17 protein-coding genes are annotated in these 20,222 nt (G+C 73.5%); 10 read left to right on the plus strand and 7 right to left on the minus strand.

The genetic code is table 11. The features are described from left to right. Positions 1 to 4: 4 nt before the first annotated feature. Complete coding sequence (locus AB0H83_RS05165) at positions 5 to 1,243, minus strand: helix-turn-helix domain-containing protein (protein WP_360087069.1); 1,239 nt, start codon at positions 1,241 to 1,243, stop codon at positions 5 to 7. A gap of 65 nt (positions 1,244 to 1,308) precedes the next feature. Here AB0H83_RS05165 and AB0H83_RS05170 point away from each other — a divergent pair, with 65 nt between their 5' ends. Genes AB0H83_RS05170 through AB0H83_RS05180 form a run of 3 tightly spaced genes read left to right on the plus strand, consistent with a single transcriptional unit; the run spans position 1,309 to position 4,546 of the window. Next, entirely contained in the window at positions 1,309 to 2,799 is a 1,491-nt protein-coding gene (locus AB0H83_RS05170; protein ID WP_360087072.1) for an NAD(P)/FAD-dependent oxidoreductase, read from the plus strand. Next, a complete protein-coding gene (locus AB0H83_RS05175) occupies positions 2,796 to 3,698 on the plus strand; it encodes an alpha/beta fold hydrolase (RefSeq protein ID WP_360087075.1) in 903 nt (300 codons plus the stop codon). Before AB0H83_RS05170 ends, AB0H83_RS05175 begins: the two co-directional genes overlap by 4 nt. Beyond that, positions 3,695 to 4,546 carry an SDR family NAD(P)-dependent oxidoreductase gene (locus AB0H83_RS05180; protein ID WP_360087078.1) on the plus strand — a complete coding sequence of 284 codons (852 nt, stop codon included), beginning with the start codon at positions 3,695 to 3,697 and terminating at the stop codon, positions 4,544 to 4,546. The genes AB0H83_RS05175 and AB0H83_RS05180 overlap by 4 nt, the downstream gene beginning before the upstream one ends. A gap of 49 nt (positions 4,547 to 4,595) precedes the next feature. Here the strand turns inward: AB0H83_RS05180 and AB0H83_RS05185 are convergent, their stop codons facing one another. After that, positions 4,596 to 5,189, minus strand: a complete 594-nt coding sequence (locus AB0H83_RS05185; RefSeq protein WP_360087081.1) for a TetR family transcriptional regulator — start codon at positions 5,187 to 5,189, stop codon at positions 4,596 to 4,598. Positions 5,190 to 5,314: 125 nt separating this feature from the next. On the opposite strand from AB0H83_RS05185, the gene AB0H83_RS05190 reads away from it, so the two are divergent. Continuing rightward, entirely contained in the window at positions 5,315 to 6,835 is a 1,521-nt protein-coding gene (locus tag AB0H83_RS05190) for an MFS transporter (RefSeq protein ID WP_360087084.1), read from the plus strand. A 258-nt stretch (positions 6,836 to 7,093) separates the two neighbouring features. After that, complete coding sequence (locus tag AB0H83_RS05195) at positions 7,094 to 8,200, plus strand: crosslink repair DNA glycosylase YcaQ family protein (protein ID WP_360087087.1); 1,107 nt, start codon at positions 7,094 to 7,096, stop codon at positions 8,198 to 8,200. On the opposite strand, the gene AB0H83_RS05200 is transcribed toward AB0H83_RS05195, so the two are convergent. Next, positions 8,197 to 9,807, minus strand: a complete 1,611-nt coding sequence (locus AB0H83_RS05200) for a TerD family protein (RefSeq protein ID WP_360087090.1) — start codon at positions 9,805 to 9,807, stop codon at positions 8,197 to 8,199. The two genes, AB0H83_RS05195 and AB0H83_RS05200, sit on opposite strands and share 4 nt — an antisense overlap. A 126-nt stretch (positions 9,808 to 9,933) precedes the next feature. Between AB0H83_RS05200 and AB0H83_RS05205 the strand changes: the two genes are divergently transcribed. Continuing rightward, the gene (locus AB0H83_RS05205) at positions 9,934 to 10,866 is read left to right on the plus strand and encodes a hypothetical protein (RefSeq protein WP_360087093.1); all 933 of its coding nucleotides are present in this window, start codon (positions 9,934 to 9,936) and stop codon (positions 10,864 to 10,866) included. Positions 10,867 to 10,976: 110 nt separating this feature from the next. Continuing rightward, positions 10,977 to 13,565, plus strand: a complete 2,589-nt coding sequence (locus tag AB0H83_RS05210) for a glycosyl hydrolase family 18 protein (protein WP_360087096.1) — start codon at positions 10,977 to 10,979, stop codon at positions 13,563 to 13,565. 82 nt (positions 13,566 to 13,647) lie between these two features. Here the strand turns inward: AB0H83_RS05210 and AB0H83_RS05215 are convergent, their stop codons facing one another. Further along, positions 13,648 to 14,961, minus strand: a complete 1,314-nt coding sequence (locus tag AB0H83_RS05215) for a condensation domain-containing protein (protein WP_360087099.1) — start codon at positions 14,959 to 14,961, stop codon at positions 13,648 to 13,650. Between the two features lie 104 nt (positions 14,962 to 15,065). Next, on the minus strand, positions 15,066 to 15,617 hold the full coding sequence (locus tag AB0H83_RS05220; protein WP_360087102.1) for a hypothetical protein: 552 nt from the start codon (positions 15,615 to 15,617) through the stop codon (positions 15,066 to 15,068). A gap of 116 nt (positions 15,618 to 15,733) precedes the next feature. Between AB0H83_RS05220 and yidD the strand changes: the two genes are divergently transcribed. From yidD to AB0H83_RS05235, 3 genes are all read left to right on the plus strand, one after another. Continuing rightward, positions 15,734 to 16,135, plus strand: a complete 402-nt coding sequence (gene yidD, locus AB0H83_RS05225) for a membrane protein insertion efficiency factor YidD (RefSeq protein ID WP_360087105.1) — start codon at positions 15,734 to 15,736, stop codon at positions 16,133 to 16,135. Positions 16,136 to 16,236: 101 nt separating this feature from the next. Beyond that, the gene (locus AB0H83_RS05230) at positions 16,237 to 17,670 is read left to right on the plus strand and encodes a family 43 glycosylhydrolase (protein ID WP_360087108.1); all 1,434 of its coding nucleotides are present in this window, start codon (positions 16,237 to 16,239) and stop codon (positions 17,668 to 17,670) included. 160 nt (positions 17,671 to 17,830) lie between these two features. Beyond that, positions 17,831 to 19,018, plus strand: coding sequence for an RNA ligase RtcB family protein (locus AB0H83_RS05235; RefSeq protein ID WP_360087111.1), 1,188 nt, complete (start codon positions 17,831 to 17,833; stop codon positions 19,016 to 19,018). Here the strand turns inward: AB0H83_RS05235 and AB0H83_RS05240 are convergent. Further along, positions 19,008 to 19,367: a hypothetical protein gene (locus AB0H83_RS05240; protein ID WP_360087114.1), complete on the minus strand. Its 360-nt coding sequence runs from the start codon at positions 19,365 to 19,367 to the stop codon at positions 19,008 to 19,010. The two genes, AB0H83_RS05235 and AB0H83_RS05240, sit on opposite strands and share 11 nt — an antisense overlap. 66 nt (positions 19,368 to 19,433) lie before the next feature. Beyond that, entirely contained in the window at positions 19,434 to 20,219 is a 786-nt protein-coding gene (locus AB0H83_RS05245) for a sterol desaturase family protein (protein ID WP_360087315.1), read from the minus strand. Positions 20,220 to 20,222: the final 3 nt, after the last annotated feature.

A 20,222-nucleotide genomic window follows, 5' to 3' on the forward strand; every position in this document is an offset into this window, starting at 1 on the left:
GGGGTCAGGTCCTCCGCCACCGCAGCACCTCCAGGGCCGCGCCGACGCTCACGACGTTCTCCGCCAGCGGCCGGGGGAGCAGCTCGTCGGCGCGGGCCAGGCGGCGCAGCACGGTGTTGCGGTGGGTGTACAGCCGCTGCGCCGTGCGCGTGGTGCTGCACTGCTCGCGCACGTAGGTCAGGACCGTCTCCTGGGTGGCGGCGTCGGCGTGCAGCAGGCCGCCGAGCGTGTCGGCCAGGAACTCCTCCGCCTGGGTCGGCTCGGCCGTGAGCAGCGCGACCAGCTGCACGTCCTCGTACCGGGCGACCTGCTGCGGTGACGTGAGCCTGGTCAGCATCCGCTGGGCCGCGGCGGCGTCGAGGTGGCTGCGGCGGAAGCCGTCGACGTCGGAGCCGGGCCGGCCGACCGCGACCCGGACGTCCGGATGCGCGGCGAGCAACTGCGTGAGGTGCCCTTCGCGCGGCGCGGCCCCGGTCGGGAACCACACCCACAGCGCGGCGGCGCCCGCCACGACCGTCAGCCGGTGCGTCGCCCCGGCCGCCCGCATGACCGTCTCCGCCGCCGCCTCCAGCCGCTCGAAGGCGCCGCCGGACGCGCTCCACACGATCGCCGCCGTGTGCGGGCCGGCGAGGCCGTACCCGAGCTGCGCCTCGGCCCGCGCCCGGCCGATCGGCGCCCCCTCCAGCAGCAGCGTGACCGCCGCCCGGCGCTCGGCCGACGCGCCCCGGGTCAGCTCGGCGCGCTCCGCCTCCATCCGCCGCGACACCGCCGCCACCGTGTCGTCGATGAACGTGGAGATCGACAGCGCCGACGCGTCCAGCAGCTCCCGCAGCAGCACCGGATCCGAGGTCAGCTCGAAGCAGATCTCCATCCACCGCCGCCACGCGACGCTCTGCGCCGTGCGGTACGCGTCCAGGCCGCGCTCGTCCAGGCCGCGGCGCACCATGTCGCGCGCGGCGTCCAGGGCCTCGGGGCCGGTGTTGGCCGGCACCCGCCGGCCCGGGTGCCGCACGTTCTGCGCCGCCCAGTGCAGCAGGTTCGCGAGGTTGGCCCGCTTCGTCGCCTCCGCGAGCACCGGGTCCGCCGCGACCGGCCGCATCCGGTCCCCGCCGAGCGCCGCCGCGTGCAGCTCCTCGATCCACTCCGCGCGCGGGTCGAGGGCGGCCTCGGCGCCCCGCCGGAACAGCTCGGTGACCTCGGGTGACAGTTGCGGCCACGGTACCTTCGCAGCATCGTGCACCATGTGGCGAGTATTTCGGTGCAGGTTGCGCTAGCGCAAGGCGGCCGTGGTGGCGCATCGTCGAGCACATGAGCACCGCGCCGCGCGCCGTCGAGCACCTCGACGTCCTGATCGTCGGTGCCGGCATCTCCGGCATCGGGGCGGGGCGCTACCTGCGCACGCAGCTGCCGGGCAAGTCGTTCGCGATCCTGGAGGCCCGCGCCGCGTCCGGCGGCACCTGGGACCTGTTCCGCTACCCCGGCGTCCGGTCGGACTCGGACCTGCACACGTTCGGCTACGAGTTCAAGCCGTGGCGCGACGAGGAGGCGATCGCCACCGCGCCGCGGATCCTCGCGTACCTGCGGCAGACGGCCACCGAGAACGGCCTCGACGCCCACATCCGCTACCACCACCGGGTCGTGTCCGCGTCGTGGTCCAGCGCCCAGGCCCGCTGGAGCGTCGAGGTGGAGCGCGCCGACACCGGCGAGCGGCTGTCGCTCAGCGCCGGCTGGCTCTTCTGCGCCGGCGGCTACTACCGCTACGACGGGGGCTTCACCCCGCGCTTCGAGGGCCGGGACCGCTTCGCCGGGCCGGTCGTGCACCCGCAGCAGTGGCCCGAGGACCTCGACTGCGCGGGCCGGCGGGTCCTGGTCATCGGCAGCGGCGCCACCGCGGTCACCCTCGTGCCGGCCCTCGCGGGCACCGCCGCGCACGTGACGATGCTGCAGCGCACCCCGACGTACGTGATGCCGGTCGCCAAGAAGGACCCGGTGGCCAACGCGCTGCGGCGGTGGCTCGGCGAGGAGCGCGGCTACCGGGCGACCCGGCGCAAGAACATCGCCCAGCAGCGGGCGATCTGGCGGTTCTGCCGGCGGTTCCCGAACGCGGCGCGCAAGCTCATCCGCTGGGTCAACACGAAGCAGCTGCCGCCCGGGTACCCCGTCGACGAGCACTTCAACCCGCCGTACGGGCCGTGGGACCAGCGGCTGTGCGCGGTGCCGGACGGCGACCTGTTCCGGGCCATCCGCAAGGACACCGCCTCCGTCGTCACCGACCGGATCGTGACCTTCACCGAGCGCGGCGTGCTGCTCGCCTCCGGCCGGGAGCTCGAGGCGGACGTCATCGTCACCGCCACCGGCCTCAACGTGCAGGCCCTGGCCGGGCTCGCGCTCAGCGTCGACGGCGCGCCCGTGCACCTGCCGGACACCGTCGCGTACAAGGGCATGATGCTGTCCGGCGTGCCGAACCTCGCCTTCGCGATCGGATACACCAACTCGTCGTGGACGCTGAAGATCGGGCTGCTCTGCGAGCACTTCTGCCGGCTGCTCGCGCACATGGACGCGACCGGCGCCGGCGTCTGCCGCCCCGAGCCGCGCGACCCCGCGATGCCGACCCGCCCGTTCCTCGACTTCGCCGCCGGGTACATCCAGCGCGTCGTCGACCAGCTGCCCAGGCAAGGAGACCGGATGCCCTGGCTCACGTCGATGGACTACCACTCCGACGTCAGGCTGCTGCGGACCGGCCGCGTCGACGACCAGGAGCTGCACTTCGAGCCCGCCGCCGCGGAGGTGGCGGCATGACCGGCGACCGTTTTGTGGTGCTGCCCAGCGGCGTCACGATCTGCTACCGCGTCGACGGCCCCGCCGGCGGCCCGCCGCTGCTGCTCGTCGCCGGCCTCAGCCTCGACCTCACGTCGTGGCCGCGCCGCATGATCGACGGGTTCACCGGCCGCGGCCTGCGGGTCATCCGCCTCGACAACCGGGACGCCGGCCGGTCCACCCGCGTGGCCGCGAAGCCGCCCACCACGCTGCAGCAGCTGCTCGCCCGGCCGGTGCCCGGCGCGTACGACCTCGCCGACATGGCCGGCGACGCGCACGGGCTGCTGGAGCACCTCGGCATCGGCCGGGTGCACCTGGCCGGCATGTCGATGGGCGGCATGATCGCCCAGACGCTCGCCGCCGCGCACCCCGACCGGGTCGCCACCCTCACCTCGATCTTCTCCACCACCGGCGCCCGGCGGGTCGGCCAGCCGGCCCGCTCCACCCTGCTGCGGATGGCGAAGCGGCCCGCCGCCACCGTCGAGGAGGGCGTGGTCCGGCACCTGGCGATGCTGCGGCACATCGGCTCGACGCACTTCCCGCCGGACGAGGCCGAGGAGCGCGCCTGGGTCGAGCAGCTGTGGGCGCGCGCCGCGGGCCGGCCCAACGGCGCCAACGTCGCCCGCCAGATCGGCGCCATCCAGGCGTCCGGGGACCGCACCGCGCAGCTGCGCACGATCACCGCGCCGACCCTCGTCATCCACGGCGACGCCGACCGCATGGTCCACCCCAGCGGCGGGCAGGCCACCGCCGCCGCGATCCCGGGCGCCCGGCACGTCGAGATCACCGGCCTGCGGCACCACCTCGCGCCCGGCGTCGTCGACCGGCTCGTCGACCTGACCGCCGGGCACATCACCAGCTCGACGGGAGTGCCCGAGTGAACAAGGTGCGTGGCAAGGTCGCCGCCGTCACCGGCGCCGGCTCCGGCATCGGCCGGGAGCTCGCCGCCGAGCTGGCCCGCCGCGGCGCCCGGCTCGCCGTCAGCGACATCGACGAGGCCGGGCTCGCCGAGACCACCGAGCAGCTGAAGGCCCTCGGTGCCGAGGTGCACGCGGCGCCGCTCGACGTCAGCGACCGGCCCGCCGTCGAGGCGTACGCCGGCACGGTCGCGGCGCACTTCGGCGTGGTGCACCAGGTGTACAACAACGCCGGGGTCGCCGGTGGCGGGCGCAGCGTGCTGGACAACGACTGGGCGGCGTACGAGCGGACCCTCGCGGTCAACCTGTTCGGCGTCATCCACGGCACGAAGGCGTTCCTGCCGCATCTCGTCGCGTCCGGCGACGGGCACGTCGTCAACGTGTCCAGCCTCAACGGGATCATGGGCCAGCCGGCACTCAGCGACTACTGCGCGGCGAAGTTCGGGGTGCGCGGCTTCACCGAGGCGCTGCGCGGCGAGCTGCTCGCCGCCGGGCACCCGGTCAGGGTCAGCGTCGTGCACCCGGGCGGGGTGCGGACCAACATCGCCACCGCCGCGCTGGAACGCGCCCGCCGCGAGGGCGCCGAGGTCACCGCCCGCGACGAGGCGCGGACCCGCGTCTACAACGAGAAGCTGCTGAAGATGCCCGCGCAGCGGGCCGCCCGCATCATCGTCGGCGGCGTCGAGGCGGGCAGGCCGCGGATCCTCGTCGGCGGCGACGCCAGGGCCGTGGACGTGCTCGTGCGGCTGGCGCCGCGCTGGTACCCGAAATTCGCCGCCCGCCTGGAGCGCCGCCTGTCCGGCGCCGCCTGAGCGAACGGCGCCGCGTGAGCGCAGCGCGCGGGGCGTGGGGGCCTGCGGGTCAGGGTCGCAGCAGCGCGGTGAACAGGTCGCGCAGCGGCCCGGTCAGCTCCTCCTGGCCGGCCGAGGCGAGCGGCTCCAGCGTGGAGGAGCGCAGCAGCGTGATCCCCATCGCCGAGGCGAGGGTGATCTGGGCGCGCAGCATGCGCTCGCCGGCGCCGGCGACGCCGGGCCGCCACCCGGTGGCGGTGGCCAGCCGGTCGGCGAAGGTGCGCAGGATGTCGGCGCGGATCCGTTCGGCCCGCTCGTCGCCGGAGGAGCGCAACAACAGCAGCAACTGGATGCGGTACTCGCCGGCGTCCGGACCGGCGAGCCGGGCCGCGATGTCCAGCGGGATGCGCTCCAGCGGCATGTCCTGCGCGACGGTGCGGCCGAGCTCGTCACCCACGCCGGTCAGGCACGCCTCGAACAGGCCCTCCTTCGACGTGAAGTACCGGTTGATGAGCGCGACGTTGACGCCCGCGTCGGTGGCGATGTCCCGCACGGTGGTGGCCGTGTAGCCGTCGGCGGCGAAGCGGCGCCGGGCGGCGGCCAGCAGCAGCCGCCGGGTCGCGGCGGCGTCGCGGCGGCGCGTGCCGGCAGTGCTCGTCGTCATGGCGTCCTCCCGTCCGGCACCAGGGTAACGGGCCTCCGGTGTGACGTAAACAATTGTTGACTTAGCCCGCCGCCCCCGGATACTGGGCAAGTCAGCAATCGTTTACATAGCGTCCCGAGGACCACATGACCCGAACCATCGAGCCGCCGGCCGTCGCCGCCGGACGCCACGCCAACGGCACCCTGCTGGTGGTGTACCTGTCGCTCGGCGGCCTGGCCTTCGCGGTGCTGCAGTCGCTGGTGGCGCCGGCGATGTCGACGATCGCCCAGGACCTGTCCGCCTCGACCGCCGACATCAGCTGGATCCTGACCGCCTACCTGCTGTCCGCGTCCGTGCTCACGCCGATCCTCGGCCGGCTCGGCGACATGGCCGGCAAGCGCCGGGTCCTCATCGGCGTCCTGGCCGTCCTCGCCGCCGGCACGCTGCTGGCGGCGCTCGCCCCGAACCTCGCGGTGCTCATCGTCGCGCGTACCCTGCAGGGCGCCGCCGGCGCGATCCTGCCCCTGTCGATCGGCATCGTCCGCGACGAGCTGCCCCGCGAGAAGGTCGCGGTCACCGTCGGGCTGCTGTCGGCCATCTTCGGCGTCGGCGCCGGGGTCGGCATCGTCGGCGCCGGCCCGATCGTGGAGCACCTGTCCTGGCACTGGCTGTTCTGGCTGCCGCTGGTCCTGGTCGTGATCGCGCTGCTCGGCGCCATCTTCGGGATGCCGGAGTCGCCGGTGCGCACCCCGGGCCGCCTCGACGTGCCCGGCGCGGCGATCCTGTCGGTGTCGCTGGTGTCGCTGCTGCTGGCGATCAGCAAGGGCCAGGCGTGGGGCTGGACCGACCCGAAGACCGTCGGGCTGCTCGTCTTCGGCGCCGTCGCCCTCGCCGGGTTCGTCCTGGTCGAGCTGCGGGTGCGCGAGCCGCTCGTCGACATGCGGCTGATGTCCATCCGCGGCGTCTGGGCCACCGACCTCGTCGCGCTCATCCTCGGCTTCGCGATGTTCGGCACGTTCCTGCTCGTGCCGACGCTGCTGCAGCTGCCCGCGGCCACCGGGTACGGCTTCGGCAAGTCGGTGTCGGAGTCCGGGCTGTTCCTGCTGCCGACCGTGCTCATGATGGTGGTGTTCGGCCCGATCGCCGGCCTGCTCAACCGCCGCTACGGCCCGAAGGTGCCGATGTTCCTCGGCGTGCTGGCGGTCGTCGCCGCGTTCACCCTGCCGGCGGTGTCGCACGGCGCGCTGTGGCAGGTGGTGGCCTCCGGCGTGCTCACCGGTGCCGGCATCGGCCTGTCGTTCGCCGCGATGTCCAACGCCATCATCGAGAGCGTCCCGGCGACCCAGACCGGCGAGGCCAGCAGCGTCAACACCATCGCCCGGACCATCGGCAGCAGCATCGGCACCGCCGTCGTCGCCGCCGTCATCAGCGCGCACAGCACGCCGCGCGGGCTGCCGACCGACACCGCGTTCACCGCCGGCTTCTGGGTCTGCGCCGGCGTCGCCGCCCTGGCCGTCGTCGCGGCCCTCGCCCTGCCGTCGGCACACCGCCGGCACGAGGAGGCCGTCGCCGCCGGCGTGCAGGACCTGCCGCCGGAGCCGGTGGAGCTGCACCTGCCGCACCTGCCGCACCTGCCCCACCTGCCACACCTGCCGCACCGCCACTGACCGGCGCCACTGATCGCCGCCGCGGGCCGGCGCCGCACCGCCCGGTGCCGCCGGCCCGCGGCACGTGGTCAGTCCTCGTCGACGGTCACGATGTTGATGCGCCTTCCGCAGGGCTTGACCCGACTCCTGACCGACCTGGGGTCCTCAAGCGGATCTGGACTCGGTCGGGAGGTGCTCGTGCACGCCGTGGATGTCGCGTTGTGACGTGACATCCGTAGGGGCGTCCCGGGTTCGGAACCGCTCGTCTAGCCTCCGGTGATGAGCATGCACCGGTTGTCCCTCGCCGACGCGCGCCGGATCGCGGTGCGGGCGCAGTTGCTGGACGGGGTGCGGCCCGCCGGGTTGGTGGAGCTGGTGCGGCACCTGACGCTGCTGCAGATCGACCCGACGGCGGCGGTCGCACCGAGTGCCGACCTCGTGGCGTGGAGCCGGCTCGGCGCCGCGTACCAGCCGCAGGACCTCGTGGACGCGCTCGGGCGGCGGGAGCTGGTCGAGCTGGCCGCGACGGTCCGGCCGGCGCAGGACATCGCGCTGTACCGGGCGGAGATGCGGCTGCGCCGCGACGACGCGCCCGGGGCGTTCAGGTACCGGCGGCACCCCGACTGGATCCGGGCCAACGACGCGTGCCGGCGTGACATCCTCGCCAGGCTCGCCGCGGAGGGGCCGCTGCCGTCGCGGGTCATCCCCGACACGTGCGCCGTGCCGTGGGCGTCGACGGGCTGGACCAACGACCAGAACGTGATCCGGCTGCTGGACCTGATGGCGGCGCTCGGGGAGGTCGCGGTCGCCGGGCGGCGGGGGCGGGACCGGCTGTGGGACCTGGCGGAGCGGGTGTACCCGCACGACCCGCCGGTCCCCGCGGAGGAGGCGCCCCGGCGGCGCAGTGAGCGGCGGCTGCGGGCGCTCGGGATCGCGCGGGCGAAGACGACGCAGGTGCCGATCGAGCCGTGGGACGTCGGCGACGCCGGCGAGCAGGCCGTCGTGGACGGGGTCAAGGGCACCTGGCGAGTGGATCCGGAGCAGCTCGGGCGGCTCGGCGAGCCGTTCGTGGGGCGGGCGGCGCTGCTGTCGCCGTTCGACCGGCTCATCCACGACCGGAAGCGGACCGTGGAGCTGTTCGGCTTCGACTACGGCCTGGAGATGTACAAGCCGGTCGCGAAGCGCCGCTGGGGCTACTACGCGCTGCCGATCCTGCACGGCGACCGGCTCGTCGGCAAGCTCGACGCGGCCGCGGACCGCAGGGCCGGGGTGCTGCGGGTGCACGCCGTCCACGAGGACGAGCCGTTCAGCCCGGCGACGGCCGCCGCCGTCGACGCCGAGATCGCCGACCTGGCCGCCTGGCTGCAGCTCAAGGTGGAGCGCTAGATCCGGGCGCCCTTGGCGAGGTTGCAGCGGCGGCACAGCAGCTGCAGGTTGCCGGCGCTGGTCGCGCCGCCGCGGCTCCACGGGATGACGTGGTCGAACTCCAGGTACTCGGTGGCCTGGCACTCCACGCACGCCCCACCGTCGCGGCGCCACACCTCGGCCCGGATCGCCGGCGGCACGGAGCGGGAGTCGCGCTGGCCGGGCACCGTGGCGATCCGCTTCGCGATCTTCAGCACGCCGGTGAGGACGGCGGCCACGTACTCGGGGTCGCCGACCTCGTAGGTGCCGCCGCCGCGGGAGGTGGTGGCGGCGACGACCACGGTGCCGTACTCGGGGCGGGCCTCGAGGACCTTCGCCCAGGCGAGGTCGGCGCCGGCGCCCTCGCCGACGAAGCGCAGCTTGGTGTTGGTGACGATGAGCCGGCCGCTGTTGCGGCGGGTGCCGCTGGCCAGCTGCCGTACCCGCGTCGCCGGCACCTCCAGGTGCAGGATCTCGTCCGCGTCGAGGTGCAGGGTGCTGGACGTGACCCGGGGCACGTCGCCGCCGCTGATCAGGCCGAGATCCAGGCCGCGCCGCAGCCGGCGGCGCAGCTGGCTGATCGCGGGGTCGACCACGCCGAGCGCGCGGACCGCGTCGTCGAACGCGTCCATCTCGTGCTGCTCGATCACCCCGTCGGCGAACGCGAACGTCAGCAGCTGGTGCAGGTGGTGCAGGGCGGCCGGGCGCAGCGCCTCCCGGCCGGCCTCCTCGCGCACCCGGTGGTAGCGCAGCTCCGCCCACAGCTGGGACCAGGCGGGCGCGGCCGTGCCGGTCGCGGCGAGGACCCTGGCGGCGCGGGCACGCCAGACGTTGAGCACGCCTGCGATCTCCGGGTCGCAGCGGCGGCAGGTGGACGGCACGCCGGCGTAGCTGCGGTACTTGGGGCCGCCGCACCGGCCGCAGACGGCGGGCGTGTCGTGGATGAGCGGCACCGTCTGCACGCTCCACTCGGTGCCGTCCCACCAGCGCAGCAACGCCGGGTTGTCCGGGGCGACGTACCAGTCGGCCCGCACCGCCGGGGTGGCGGCGGGCGGCACCGCGAGGTCGGGGTCGGGGTCGGCGTCGACCGTGACGCCGTAGGCGGTCGCCAGGCCCTCCAGGCCCGAGTCCCAGCCCTGCCCGATGGCGCGGAACTTCCACCGCCCCTGCCGCCGGTAGAACTCGCCGAACACCATCGCGGTGACCGGCTCCACGTCGCGCACCGGGAACCGCGCGACGACCTGCCCGCGCCGGCCCTTGACGGTGACCTCGAGCCCCGGCACCGCGTCGAACGTGCCGGTGTCCATCGACCCGGCGACGACGACGCTGCCGACGTCGGCCGGGACCCGTGCCAGGTCGACGGCGAGGGTCGCCGTGCGGGCGCCGTCGGTGCTCAGCGAGACGGCGCCGGAGCCGTCGCGCGGCTGGTTGTAGAACACGAAGTCCGCGTCGCCGCGCACCTTGCCGCTCTCGCCGACCAGCAGCGCGCACGCGTCCACCGCCGCGCCGGACCGCCAGGCGACCAGCGCCGTGACCGCCGTCTCGTCGATCGTGGTGTTCGCACCGCGGGCGAGTGCTGCGGTCGTCATGCGGGGGCACCTCCGGGGCGTGAGCGTATCGACACCGTATCTCGGAGTCGATCATCGCGACACGCCCCGGCACTGTCCACTATGGAGCAGAGCCGGGCACGGTTCGCCGTCTTGTAGGCTGCCGGGATGACGCTGCCGCCGTGCGAGCCCGGCGGGCCCGACCCCGAGGCCGTCGCCGCCTTCGTCCACGGCTGGGTCACCTCGCCGGCGATGCGCGGGCTGGTCACCCACTTCGGCGGCGAGCCGCCCGAGGGGGCCGGCACGGCGGCGCTGCTGGACGCCGTCGCGGAGTTCTCCGCGGTCTGGGACTTCCGGGCCGGCGTGCGGGAGCGGTTCGACACGGCCCGCGTCGGCTACGGCCCCGGCGTCGACGAGCGGCTCCGCGAGCAGATCGGCGCGCTCGGGCTCGGCGGCCACCCGCGGCCCGCCCACGACACCTACGACCACGTCGTGATCCTCGGCGGCGGCATCCGGGTCACCCTCGGCCGGGTCGACTACGCCGCCCGGCTCCTGGCCGGCGGGCTGAAGGCCGGCACCGTCGCCGGGCTGGGCAGCCTCAGGTGGCGCGACGACCGGGAGCACCGCGAGGGCATCCGCCTGGGCCTCGGCCCGCTGGACACCGAGGCCGACATGATGACGGCCGCGCTGCGCCGCTTCCTCGACCTGCCCGAGCCGCCGGTGACGCACACCGGGGACGGCTGGTGGCACCAGGTGTGGCCGGACCGCGACGCGCACGTCCTCGCCGCCGCGTCGACCCGGCCGCCGCTGCGCGCCAGCACCGCGTGCACGCTGCTCGGCTGGGCGGAGCACGTGCACACGCCGGGCCCGCAGGACCGGGTGCTGCTGGTGACCAACGCCCCCTACGTGCAGCACCAGCACTGCGACGCGGTCCGGCTGCTCGGCCGCGCGTACGGCTGCGGCATCGAGACGGTCGGCATGGACGACGCCGCGACGGCCGAGTGGGGGCGGCCCCTGGCCACCACCGAGCTGCTCCAGGAGGTCCGGTCCTCCATCCTCGCCATGCGCAACCTGTACCGGGCCGTGACGCGCAGAAAATAAGTCGCGTACTAAGGCGCCGTTAAGCCTTCCTCTTGCGCACCTTCGTCGATGGCCGCTATACATCTATGACACTTTATTGTTAACTTTCTTAACGGTTGGCGAGGGGTTTCATGCGACGACGTGCCCTGCACCTCCTGTCCGCCGCGACGGCCGCCCTGGTGGCCGCCTCCGCGGCGTTCTTCGTGACCACCGCCAGCGCGGAGGTCGACCACGCCGCCTGCCGGCCGGACGGGCTCTACCCGACGCCGGGCGTGACGGTGCCGTACTGCAACGTGTACGACACCAACGGGCGGGAGAACCTCGGCGCCGACCACGGCCGCCGCATCATCGGCTACTTCACCAGCTGGCGGACCGGCAAGAACGGCGCGCCCGCGTACCTGGCCAGCCAGATCCCGTGGGACAAGGTCACCCACATCAACTACGCGTTCGCGCACGTCGACGGCGCCAACAAGATCTCCGTCGGCACCCCGACGGCGGCGAACAACGCGGCGACGAACATGACCTGGCCCGGCACCGCCGGCGCGGAGATGGACCCGGCGTACTCCTACACCGGCCATTTCAACCTGCTCAACAAGTTCAAGAAGCAGCACCCCGCGGTCAAGACGCTGATCAGCGTCGGCGGCTGGGCCGAGACCGGCGGCTACTTCGGCGACAACGGCGAGCGCGTCGACTCCGGCGGCTTCTACCGGATGACCACCAACGCCGACAACAGCATCAACCTCGCCGGCATCAACACCTTCGCCGACTCGGTCGTGGCGTTCCTGCGCACGTACGGCTTCGACGGCGTCGACATCGACTACGAGTACCCGACCTCCAACGCCAAGGCCGGCAACCCCCTCGATTTCGCGCAGGCCGACGCGAAGCGGGCCGGGCTCAACGCCTCCTACCACGTGCTGATGAAGACGCTGCGGGAGAAGCTCGACGCCGCCGCGGCCACCGACGGCCGGTACTACATGGTGACCGTCGCCGCGCCCGCGTCCGGCTGGCTGCTGCGCGGCCTGGAGTCCTACCAGGCGCTGCAGTACCTCGACTACGTCAACATCATGTCCTACGACCTGCACGGCTCGTGGAACCACTTCGTCGGCCCGAACGCGGCGCTGTACGACAACGGCGACGACGCCGAGCTGTCCCAGGGCGGCGTGTACGGCGCGTACTCCAACATCGGCTACCTCAACACCGACTGGGCGTACCACTACTTCCGCGGCGCGATGCAGTCCGGCCGGATCAACATCGGCGTGCCGTACTACACCCGCGGCTGGCGCGGCGTCACCGGCGGCACCAACGGCCTGTGGGGGCGCGCGGCGCTGCCGGACCAGACGAAGTGCCCGGCCGGCACCGGCGGGGCGATCGGCTCGACGACCCCGTGCGGCAACGGCGCGGTCGGCATCGACAACCTGTGGCACGACGTCGAGCTCAACGCCGAGGTCCCGGCCGGCGCCAACCCGATGTGGCACGCGAAGAACCTGCAGGACGGGCGGGCCGGCAGCTACCTGGAGGCGTACGGGCTGACCCCGGCGACCGACCCGGAGGACCGCATCAGCGGCACCTACGCCCGCAACTACTCCAGCGCCCTGGTGGCACCGTGGCTGTGGAACGCGCAGAAGGGCGTCTTCCTGTCCACCGAGGACGACCAGTCGCTCGGCGTGAAGGCCGACTACGTGGTGAACAAGGGCATCGGCGGCGTCATGATCTGGGAGCTCGCCGGTGACTACGCCTGGGACGCGACCCGCAACGAGTACTACATCGGCAACACCCTGACGAACCTGCTCTACGACAAGTTCAAAACGGCCTCGCCGTACGGCGCCCGCAAGTCGAACATCACGCTGCCGGCGCAGACGCTCAACGTCGGGGTGCAGGTCGGCGGGTTCGCCCTCGGCGACAACAACTACCCGATCAACCCGGAGCTGCGGCTGGTCAACAACACCGGCGCGACGATCCCGGCCGGGGCGCAGCTGGAGTTCGACTACCCGACCACCGCGCCGGGCAACCTCGGCCAGCAGTCCGGCTGGGCGCTGACCGTCGTGTCGACCGGGCACACCGGCAGCAACGTCGGCGGGCTCAAGGGCGACTTCCACCGGGTGCGGCTGACCGTGCCGGCGATCGCGGCGGGCTCGTACGCCGAGGTCACCCTCAACTACCAGCTGCCGATCTCGGGCCCGTCGAACTTCACGCTCACCTTCGGCGGCCAGACCTACGCCCTCGCGGCGGACCACGGCCGCGGCGGCACCGCGCCGACCGTCTCGCCCACCGTGTCGGGCAACCCGTCGACCGGCACCTGCACCGCGCCGGCGTGGTCGGCGTCCACCGTGTACAACGGCGGCAACCTGGTCTCCCACAACGGCCACACGTGGAAGGCGCAGTGGTGGACGCAGGGCGACACCCCCGGCGGCAACGCGGTCTGGGTCGACCAGGGCGCCTGCTCCGGCACGTCACCGTCGGCGTCGGTGTCGCCGTCGGCGTCCCGCTCGCCGTCGGTGTCACCGTCGGTCTCGGTCTCGGTCTCGCCGAGCCGGTCGACGTCGCCGAGCCCGTCCACCGGCTGCGCCTCCCTGCCGGTGTGGAACGCGACCACCGTGTACACCGTCGACACGTTCGTGCAGCACGCCGGCCGCAAGTACCGCGCGAAGTGGTGGACGCTGGGCGAGAGCCCGACGACCACCGGGCAGTGGGGCGTCTGGGAGGACCAGGGCGCCTGCTGACGGCCAGGGCGTGCCGGGCCCTTCGGTAAGGCCCGGCACGCCCTCTCAGCGGTACCCGCGAGGGTGACCAGCCGCGCCGCGATTACGCCACCGGCTGCCCCGCGGCCGCGGTCACCACGAACGCCTCCATCTCGTGCAGCAGCGCCCGCAGGTCCGGCAGCGACAGGTACCGGGTGTCGACGTCCACGCTGAGGCGCACCACGTCCGGCACGTCCTCGACGACGACCATGAGCTTCGGCCCGAGCGACGGCAGCGGCTCCTCCGACAGCACCTGCGTCTGCTCCGGCACGGATCCCGCGCCACCGGACGGGAGCCCGGTGCGGCGGTCGTTGTAGATCAGGGTGAGGTCGAGGTGCTCGCCGCGCTCGCGGCTGATCCGCTCGGTGAGCGCCGCGCGGGCCGCCGGGTCGTAGTACGCGTGCTTCGACGCGCTCATCGACGCGGTGCGGGCCCGGGCGACCGCCTCCTCGGCGCTCACGCCGGCGACGTCCAGCACGCACAGCCCGTCCTGGGTGATGGGGCTGACCACGTCGCGCAGCGCCGGACGGAACCGGTTGCTGATGATGTTGATCGCGACGAACGGCCCGCGGCCCGGCCGCAGCCGGTCCAGCCCGGCCGCGAACGCGGCGAGCAGCACCCACGCCGGGTCCGCGCCCAGCCGGTCGGACACCGCACCGGAGGCCACGTGCATCGCCCGCGACTGCCACCGTAGCCTGCAGTACACGGGCTCGCCCCGATCCGCGGGGGCGTCGAACAGCGAGGCCGGGATGGTGCGCAGGTGCGACTCCCAGTACCGCATCGCCGCGGCGGTCTGCCGGGTCATCGCCGGCTCATGCTGCAGGCGGACCAGGTCGAGGGGCTGGGGCGCCTCGTACGGCCCGGCCGGCGCGCCGGTCACCGGGTCTCGCCCGGCGAGCTCGCGCATCATCACCGCGACCCCGCCGAGGTCGGCGGCGATGTGGCACATCAGCGCCACGACATGGGTGACGGCGCCGCGGTGGCGGACCACGCCCATGCGCAGCGGCCACTCCGTGGCGTAGTCGAACTTGTGCTGCCGCCACTGCGTGGCGAGGGCCTCGGCGTGCGCCGCGGGGTCCTCGTCGTCGGCGGCGTCGAGGACCACCAGCGCGGTCTCGCCGGAGCCGAACACCTCCTGGGTCACCGTGCCGTCGTCGCCGAAGCGCAGCAGGGTCCGCATCGCCGCGTACCGGCACATGAAGAACCGCAGCTCGGCGGCGAAGTCCTCGACCGTGCGCCCGTCGCTGACGGGCACCGCGCCGCCCATGCTCATCGACGAGTCGATCTCGACCATCGCGGCCCACGTCTGCTGCTGCCCCCACGTCAGGGGCCCGGCGCCGGCGCCGGGCCCCTCGAACGCGACGATGATCCGCTCCACCAATTCGGTCCACTCCCAGCGCCATCGGCATTTGCTGGCGTGGATGCTCGCACACCGCCCCCGCGGTGGAAACCGCCGTTCGGCGACTGTTGACCGACCGTCGGTTACAGGGTCCCGGGCTCGGGCCGCGGCTCCAGGGTCTCGCGCTCGGCCTGCGCGATGAGTTCGAGGGAGTCCTCGCGCCCGAGCCGCTGCTCGCACAGGTAGCCGAACACCGACCATGTGGTGTCGATCACGACCTGCGGCGGGAACGCCGCGAGCGGGTCGGTCTGCGGGTCCTCCGGGCCGAGCTGGGCCTGGATGAGCGCGACGGCCGCGTCCTGGTCGACCTCGACGTCGCGGGCCATCACCGCGACCGCCTCGGCGATCGCCTCGGGCGGGGTGTCCTCGTCGAACAGGCTGCGCACGGCGAGCCGGATCGCGGCCGCCAGGACCAGCGGGTCCCGGTCGTCGCGCGGCTCCTCGGCCACCTGCTCGGCCGCGTCCTCGTCCCCCACCAGCAGCGCCGCCACCACCGCACCGACCCGCGACCGTGGCTCCCAGCCGGCGTCACCCTCCGTGCCACCGCCGATGAAGCCGCCGGTGTCCGTGCCGCCGTCCGTGCCGCCGTCCGTGCCGCCGTCCGTGCCGCTGCCAGTCCCCATGTCGGTCCCCATGGGACGACTGTAGCCACCACGCGCCCGCCCGGCGGTCGGCCCGGAAGCGGTGGGAAACGACAGACAGTCGACAGGAGCCTTGATCACGTGCCTGGCGCGCGGCGAGAATGCCGGCCGTGGAGGAGACACAGGACCAGCAGCAACGGCGGTCGCGGTGGTGGGACGGGTGCGACGTGCCGGGCTGCGACGGGTGCGACGGATGCGACATCGGCGGGTGTGACTGCAACTTCATGCTGGGCACGATGCTGCTCGGCACGATGGCGCTCAGCGCGCCCGGGAAACGTCCGCGCAGCCGGGCCAGCGGGCCCGGGCGGGCCGGGATGGTGGCGATCCGCGGGTACCAGCGCTGGCTGTCGCCGCACCTGCCGACCCGGTGCCGGCAGATCCCGACGTGCAGCAACTACGGGCTCGAGGCGGTGCGCCGCTACGGCCTCGTCACCGGCTCCCGGCTGACCGCGGCGCGGATCCGCCGGTGCAACCCGTCGACGCCGAGGGGCACCCGCGACCTGGTCCCGTAGCGCGCGGTCGTGTTGGCGTTCACAACACCAGCCACGCAGACGTTGACAAGTGGTGATGTGAGCGCAAACATGACGTACCCCCGCCGCCACGAGGAGTCCTCATGCCAAGACGCCTGCTCGCCGCGTTCACCGCGATGGTCGCGGCCGCCGCCGTGCTCGTGCTCGCGCCGGTCGCGGCCGTCGCGTCGCCCGCCGTGCAGTACACGAACCCCCTCGTCAACCAGCGCGCCGACAGCCAGATCGTCCGGCACACCGACGGCTACTACTACTTCACCGCGACGGTCCCCGAGTACGACCGCATCGTCCTGCGCCGGGCCACGACGCTGCAGGGGCTGTCCACGGCCGCGGAGACCGTCATCTGGCGCAAGCACGCCAGCGGCGTCATGGGCGCGCACATCTGGGCGCCGGAGATCCACTTCATCGACGGCAAGTGGTACGTGTACTTCGCCGCCGGCGCCACCGACAACGTGTGGGCGATCCGCATGTACGTCCTGGAGGGCACCGGCGCGAACCCGCTGACCGCGACCTGGACCGAGAAGGGCCGCATCACCACCGCCTGGGACACGTTCGCGCTGGACGCCTCCACGTTCGTCGCCGGCGGTGTGCGGTACCTCGTCTGGGCCCAGGCCGAGCCCGGCATCGCCACCAACTCCAACGTGTACATCGCCCGCATGACGAACCCGTGGACCATCACCGGCACCCCGGTGCGGATCGCGACCCCGACCCTGGACTGGGAGCGGCGCGGTTACGCCGTCAACGAGGGGCCCACCGTCATCCAGCGCAACGGGCGGATCTTCCTCACGTACTCCGCCAGCGCCACCGACGCGAACTACTGCCTCGGCCTGCTCACCGCCTCGGCGTCGGCGAACCTGCTCAGCGCCGCGTCCTGGGTGAAGAGCCCCAACCCGGTCTTCACCAGCAACGCCGCGACCGGCCAGTACGGCCCCGGCCACAACTCGTTCACCGTGTCCGAGGACGGGCAGAGCGACATCCTCGTGTACCACGACCGCAGCTACCGCGAGATCAGCGGCGACCCGCTCAACGACCCGAACCGGCGCACCCGCGTGCAGAAGCTGTACTGGAACGCCGACGGCACCCCCAACTTCGGCATCCCGGTGCCCGACGGGGTCACGCCGGTGCGGCTGCAGTCGTACAGCAACCCGGGCCGCTTCGTGCGGCACTACAACTACCGCGGCCGCGTCGACGCCGACGTCAGCCCGCTCGCCGACGCGCAGTTCCGCATCGTCACCGGGCTCGGCGGCGCCGGCACCGTGTCGCTGGAGTCGACCAACTTCCCCGGCTACTACCTGCGGCACCGCAACTTCGAGGTGTGGGTCGAGCGCAACGACGGCTCGGCCGGCTTCAAGGCCGACGCCAGCTTCTTCCGCCGGGCCGGCCTGGCCAGCGGCACCGCGGTCTCGTTCGAGTCGCAGAACTACCCCGGCCGGTACGTGCGCGCCAGCGGCGGCCTGCTGTACGTGCAGGCCGTCAGCGACGCGGCCGGCCGCGCCGACGCCACGTTCACCCTGGACTGACCGCTTTTTCGGGGAACTGCTGGGGCGGCGCGGCCGCGGCCGAGCCGAAATCTGGTTGCCGGGCCGCCGCCCTTGCCCGATCGTGGACGGCATGACGCTCTGACGGACGCACCCAGCCGCCCTGTTCCTCCTTCTTCCCGCGAAAGCGAAGCGAGCGTCCGTGCCCCACCACCAGACCGTCCCCGCCACCGTCACCGTGTTCGCCGGACCCACCAGCTGGATCGAGTCCGACGCCGTCGCGCAGTGCCACCAGGTCGCCGCGCTCGACGGCATGCTCCACATCGCCGGCATGCCCGACCTGCACCCGGGCAAGGGTGCCCCGATCGGCGCGGCGATGACCTCGACCGTGCTGTATCCGCTGCTCGTCGGCTCCGACATCGGCTGCGGCATCGCCGTGTTCCCGATCAGCCTCAAACGGGTCGTGCCCGAGCGGCTCGCCGCCCGGTTCCCCGACCTCGACGTGCCCCTCGGCCCCGGCGACGGCGACCCGGCCTGGGCGGCGGTGCCCGGCGGCACCGGCGGCATCGCCGCCGGCATCCCGGGCGGCCACACCGAGGGTCTCGGCACCGTCGGGCGCGGCAACCACTTCGTCGAGCTGGCCCGGGTCGGCACCGTCCTGGACGCGGCGCACGCGGCCCGGCTCGGGCTCGCCGCCGGCGACCTCGTCCTGGTCGTGCACAGCGGCTCCCGCGGCTTCGGCGAGCGGATCCTGCGCGCGCACACCGAGGTCCACGGTGCGGGCCCGGCCGCCGACCCGGCCGCGTACCTGGCGGCGCACGACGACGCGGTGCGCTGGGGGTCGCTCAACCGGCGGCTCCTCGCCGCCCGGGTCGCGCTCGCGCTCGGGGCGCAGCCTGCCGAGCCGGTCGTCGACCAGTGCCACAACCTTGTCGAGGTCCGCGACGGGGTGTACCTGCACCGCAAGGGCGCCGCGCCGGGCGACGGCCGGGACGTGCTGGTCGCCGGCACCCGCGGCACCCCGTCCTACCTGGTCGCCGCGCACGCCGGCGCGGAGGCCAACCACTCGGTGGCGCACGGCGCGGGCCGCAAGATGTCCCGCGCCGACGCGCTGCGCCGCGGCAAGGCCAAGCACACGGTGGAGGAGCTGCGCCGCACCCCGGTCGGGTCGCTGGTCGTGTGCGGCGACCGGCAGTTGCTGTTCGAGGAGGCGCCGACCGCGTACAAGCGCATCGAGCAGGTCATCGGCGACCTCGTCGAGCACCGCCTGGCCACGCCGGTGGCGACCACGGTGCCGCTGGTCACCTACAAGACGGCGGACGCCGGGGCCGGGCAGCCGCGCGAACGCACGGACCGCCCGGACCGCCGGCGCGGAAGGTTCAGCAGGTGACGCCCTGCTTGGCGAGCTCGGCGATGAGCGCCGACGCGGTGAGGTTGGTGAAGTTGACGTCCTTGCCGGCGGCGGTCTCGATCACGTAGTCGTCGTCGCCGGAGTCCTGCTCGATCTCCACGTCGCAGTTGCCGGCCTTCGCCTCGGCCTCGTAGTCGTCGAGCTTCTTCTCGTTCTTCTTCTTTTTCTTGTTGTAGACCTGGTCGTAGTCGGCCTCGGCGGAGACGTTGGTGTAGCCGGCCTTCTTCAGCTGCTTCTCCAGGTCGTCGGCCTGCGACGAGCAACCGGCGAGCCCAGCTCCGAGCAGGAGCATGGCCGTGGCGGCAACGATGGTTCGGATGGCTCGCATGGTCGTGGCGCTTCTTTCCGTGTCGGGGGGACGAGTGGGTTCCGGGGGTGGAGCCACCATTCTGGATCATCCAGCCGGCGGCGCTGTCGGGATTTCGATGGCCGTTGTGTCGGCAAAGGGCAGGGCGCCGGTGCGGCGCGCGTCGTAGTGCGGGTCGAGCGTGCCGAACAGCCGGTCCCACACGGTCGTGTAGAAGCCGAGGTTGTACCGCGGCGTCGCGTGGTGCCCGGCGTGCATGGCGGGCGTGGCCACCCACCGGAACACGGCCCCGGCGCGCACCCGCTGCGGCAGCGGCTCCACGCCCAGGTGGCCGAGGATGCCGAAGAGCAGGTTCAGCACCGTGTACGCGCCGAGCGCCCACACCGAGAACGGGTGCACGGCCAGCACGACGAGCCACGCCCCGCCGAAGCCGAGCACCTCGACCGGGTGCAGCGCGAACAGCGTGATCGGGCGGGCGTCGGCGAAGACGTGGTGCAGCCGGTGCGCGTACGGGAACAGCCACCGCACGTGCGCGGCGGCGTGCCCCGCGTACAGCAGCACATCCATCACCACGACCAGCACCGCCAGGTCGGCCGGTGCCCGCCAGTCCAGCGGCAGCGTGAACGTGATGACCCCGGCCCGCCACAGCCACCAGCCGGCCACCGTGACCACCGTGTTGAGCACCGTCGCGCCCGCGACCAGGCCCAGCTCCAGGCGGCTGACCGGGCCGGGCGGCGCGGTCACCCGGTGCGCGCCCGGCAGCCGCAGCACCCAGTGCCCGAGCAGCGCGGTCACCCCGACCAGCGCCGCGTTCTCGACCAGAGCCAGCAGCGCGAACCAGCCGGGGGGCAGATCGCGCAGCCAGGTGAGCATCGC

The organism is Dactylosporangium sp. NPDC050688, assembly GCF_040654515.1.
Classification (GTDB): Bacteria; Actinomycetota; Actinomycetes; order Mycobacteriales; family Micromonosporaceae; genus Dactylosporangium.

Excerpts from the sequence above, each read along its gene's own strand:
- AB0H83_RS05165 (WP_360087069.1), bottom strand. The coding sequence starts at position 1,243 with ATGGTGCACGATGCTGCGAAGGTACCGTGGCCGCAACTGTCACCCGAG.
- AB0H83_RS05170 (WP_360087072.1), top strand. The coding sequence starts at position 1,309 with ATGAGCACCGCGCCGCGCGCCGTCGAGCACCTCGACGTCCTGATCGTC.
- AB0H83_RS05175 (WP_360087075.1), top strand. The coding sequence starts at position 2,796 with ATGACCGGCGACCGTTTTGTGGTGCTGCCCAGCGGCGTCACGATCTGC.
- AB0H83_RS05185 (WP_360087081.1), bottom strand. The coding sequence starts at position 5,189 with ATGACGACGAGCACTGCCGGCACGCGCCGCCGCGACGCCGCCGCGACC.
- AB0H83_RS05190 (WP_360087084.1), top strand. The coding sequence starts at position 5,315 with ATGACCCGAACCATCGAGCCGCCGGCCGTCGCCGCCGGACGCCACGCC.
- AB0H83_RS05195 (WP_360087087.1), top strand. The coding sequence starts at position 7,094 with ATGAGCATGCACCGGTTGTCCCTCGCCGACGCGCGCCGGATCGCGGTG.
- AB0H83_RS05200 (WP_360087090.1), bottom strand. The coding sequence starts at position 9,807 with ATGACGACCGCAGCACTCGCCCGCGGTGCGAACACCACGATCGACGAG.
- AB0H83_RS05205 (WP_360087093.1), top strand. The coding sequence starts at position 9,934 with ATGACGCTGCCGCCGTGCGAGCCCGGCGGGCCCGACCCCGAGGCCGTC.
- AB0H83_RS05210 (WP_360087096.1), top strand. The coding sequence starts at position 10,977 with ATGCGACGACGTGCCCTGCACCTCCTGTCCGCCGCGACGGCCGCCCTG.
- AB0H83_RS05220 (WP_360087102.1), bottom strand. The coding sequence starts at position 15,617 with ATGGGGACCGACATGGGGACTGGCAGCGGCACGGACGGCGGCACGGAC.
- AB0H83_RS05230 (WP_360087108.1), top strand. The coding sequence starts at position 16,237 with ATGCCAAGACGCCTGCTCGCCGCGTTCACCGCGATGGTCGCGGCCGCC.
- AB0H83_RS05240 (WP_360087114.1), bottom strand. The coding sequence starts at position 19,367 with ATGCGAGCCATCCGAACCATCGTTGCCGCCACGGCCATGCTCCTGCTC.
- AB0H83_RS05245 (WP_360087315.1), bottom strand. The coding sequence starts at position 20,219 with ATGCTCACCTGGCTGCGCGATCTGCCCCCCGGCTGGTTCGCGCTGCTG.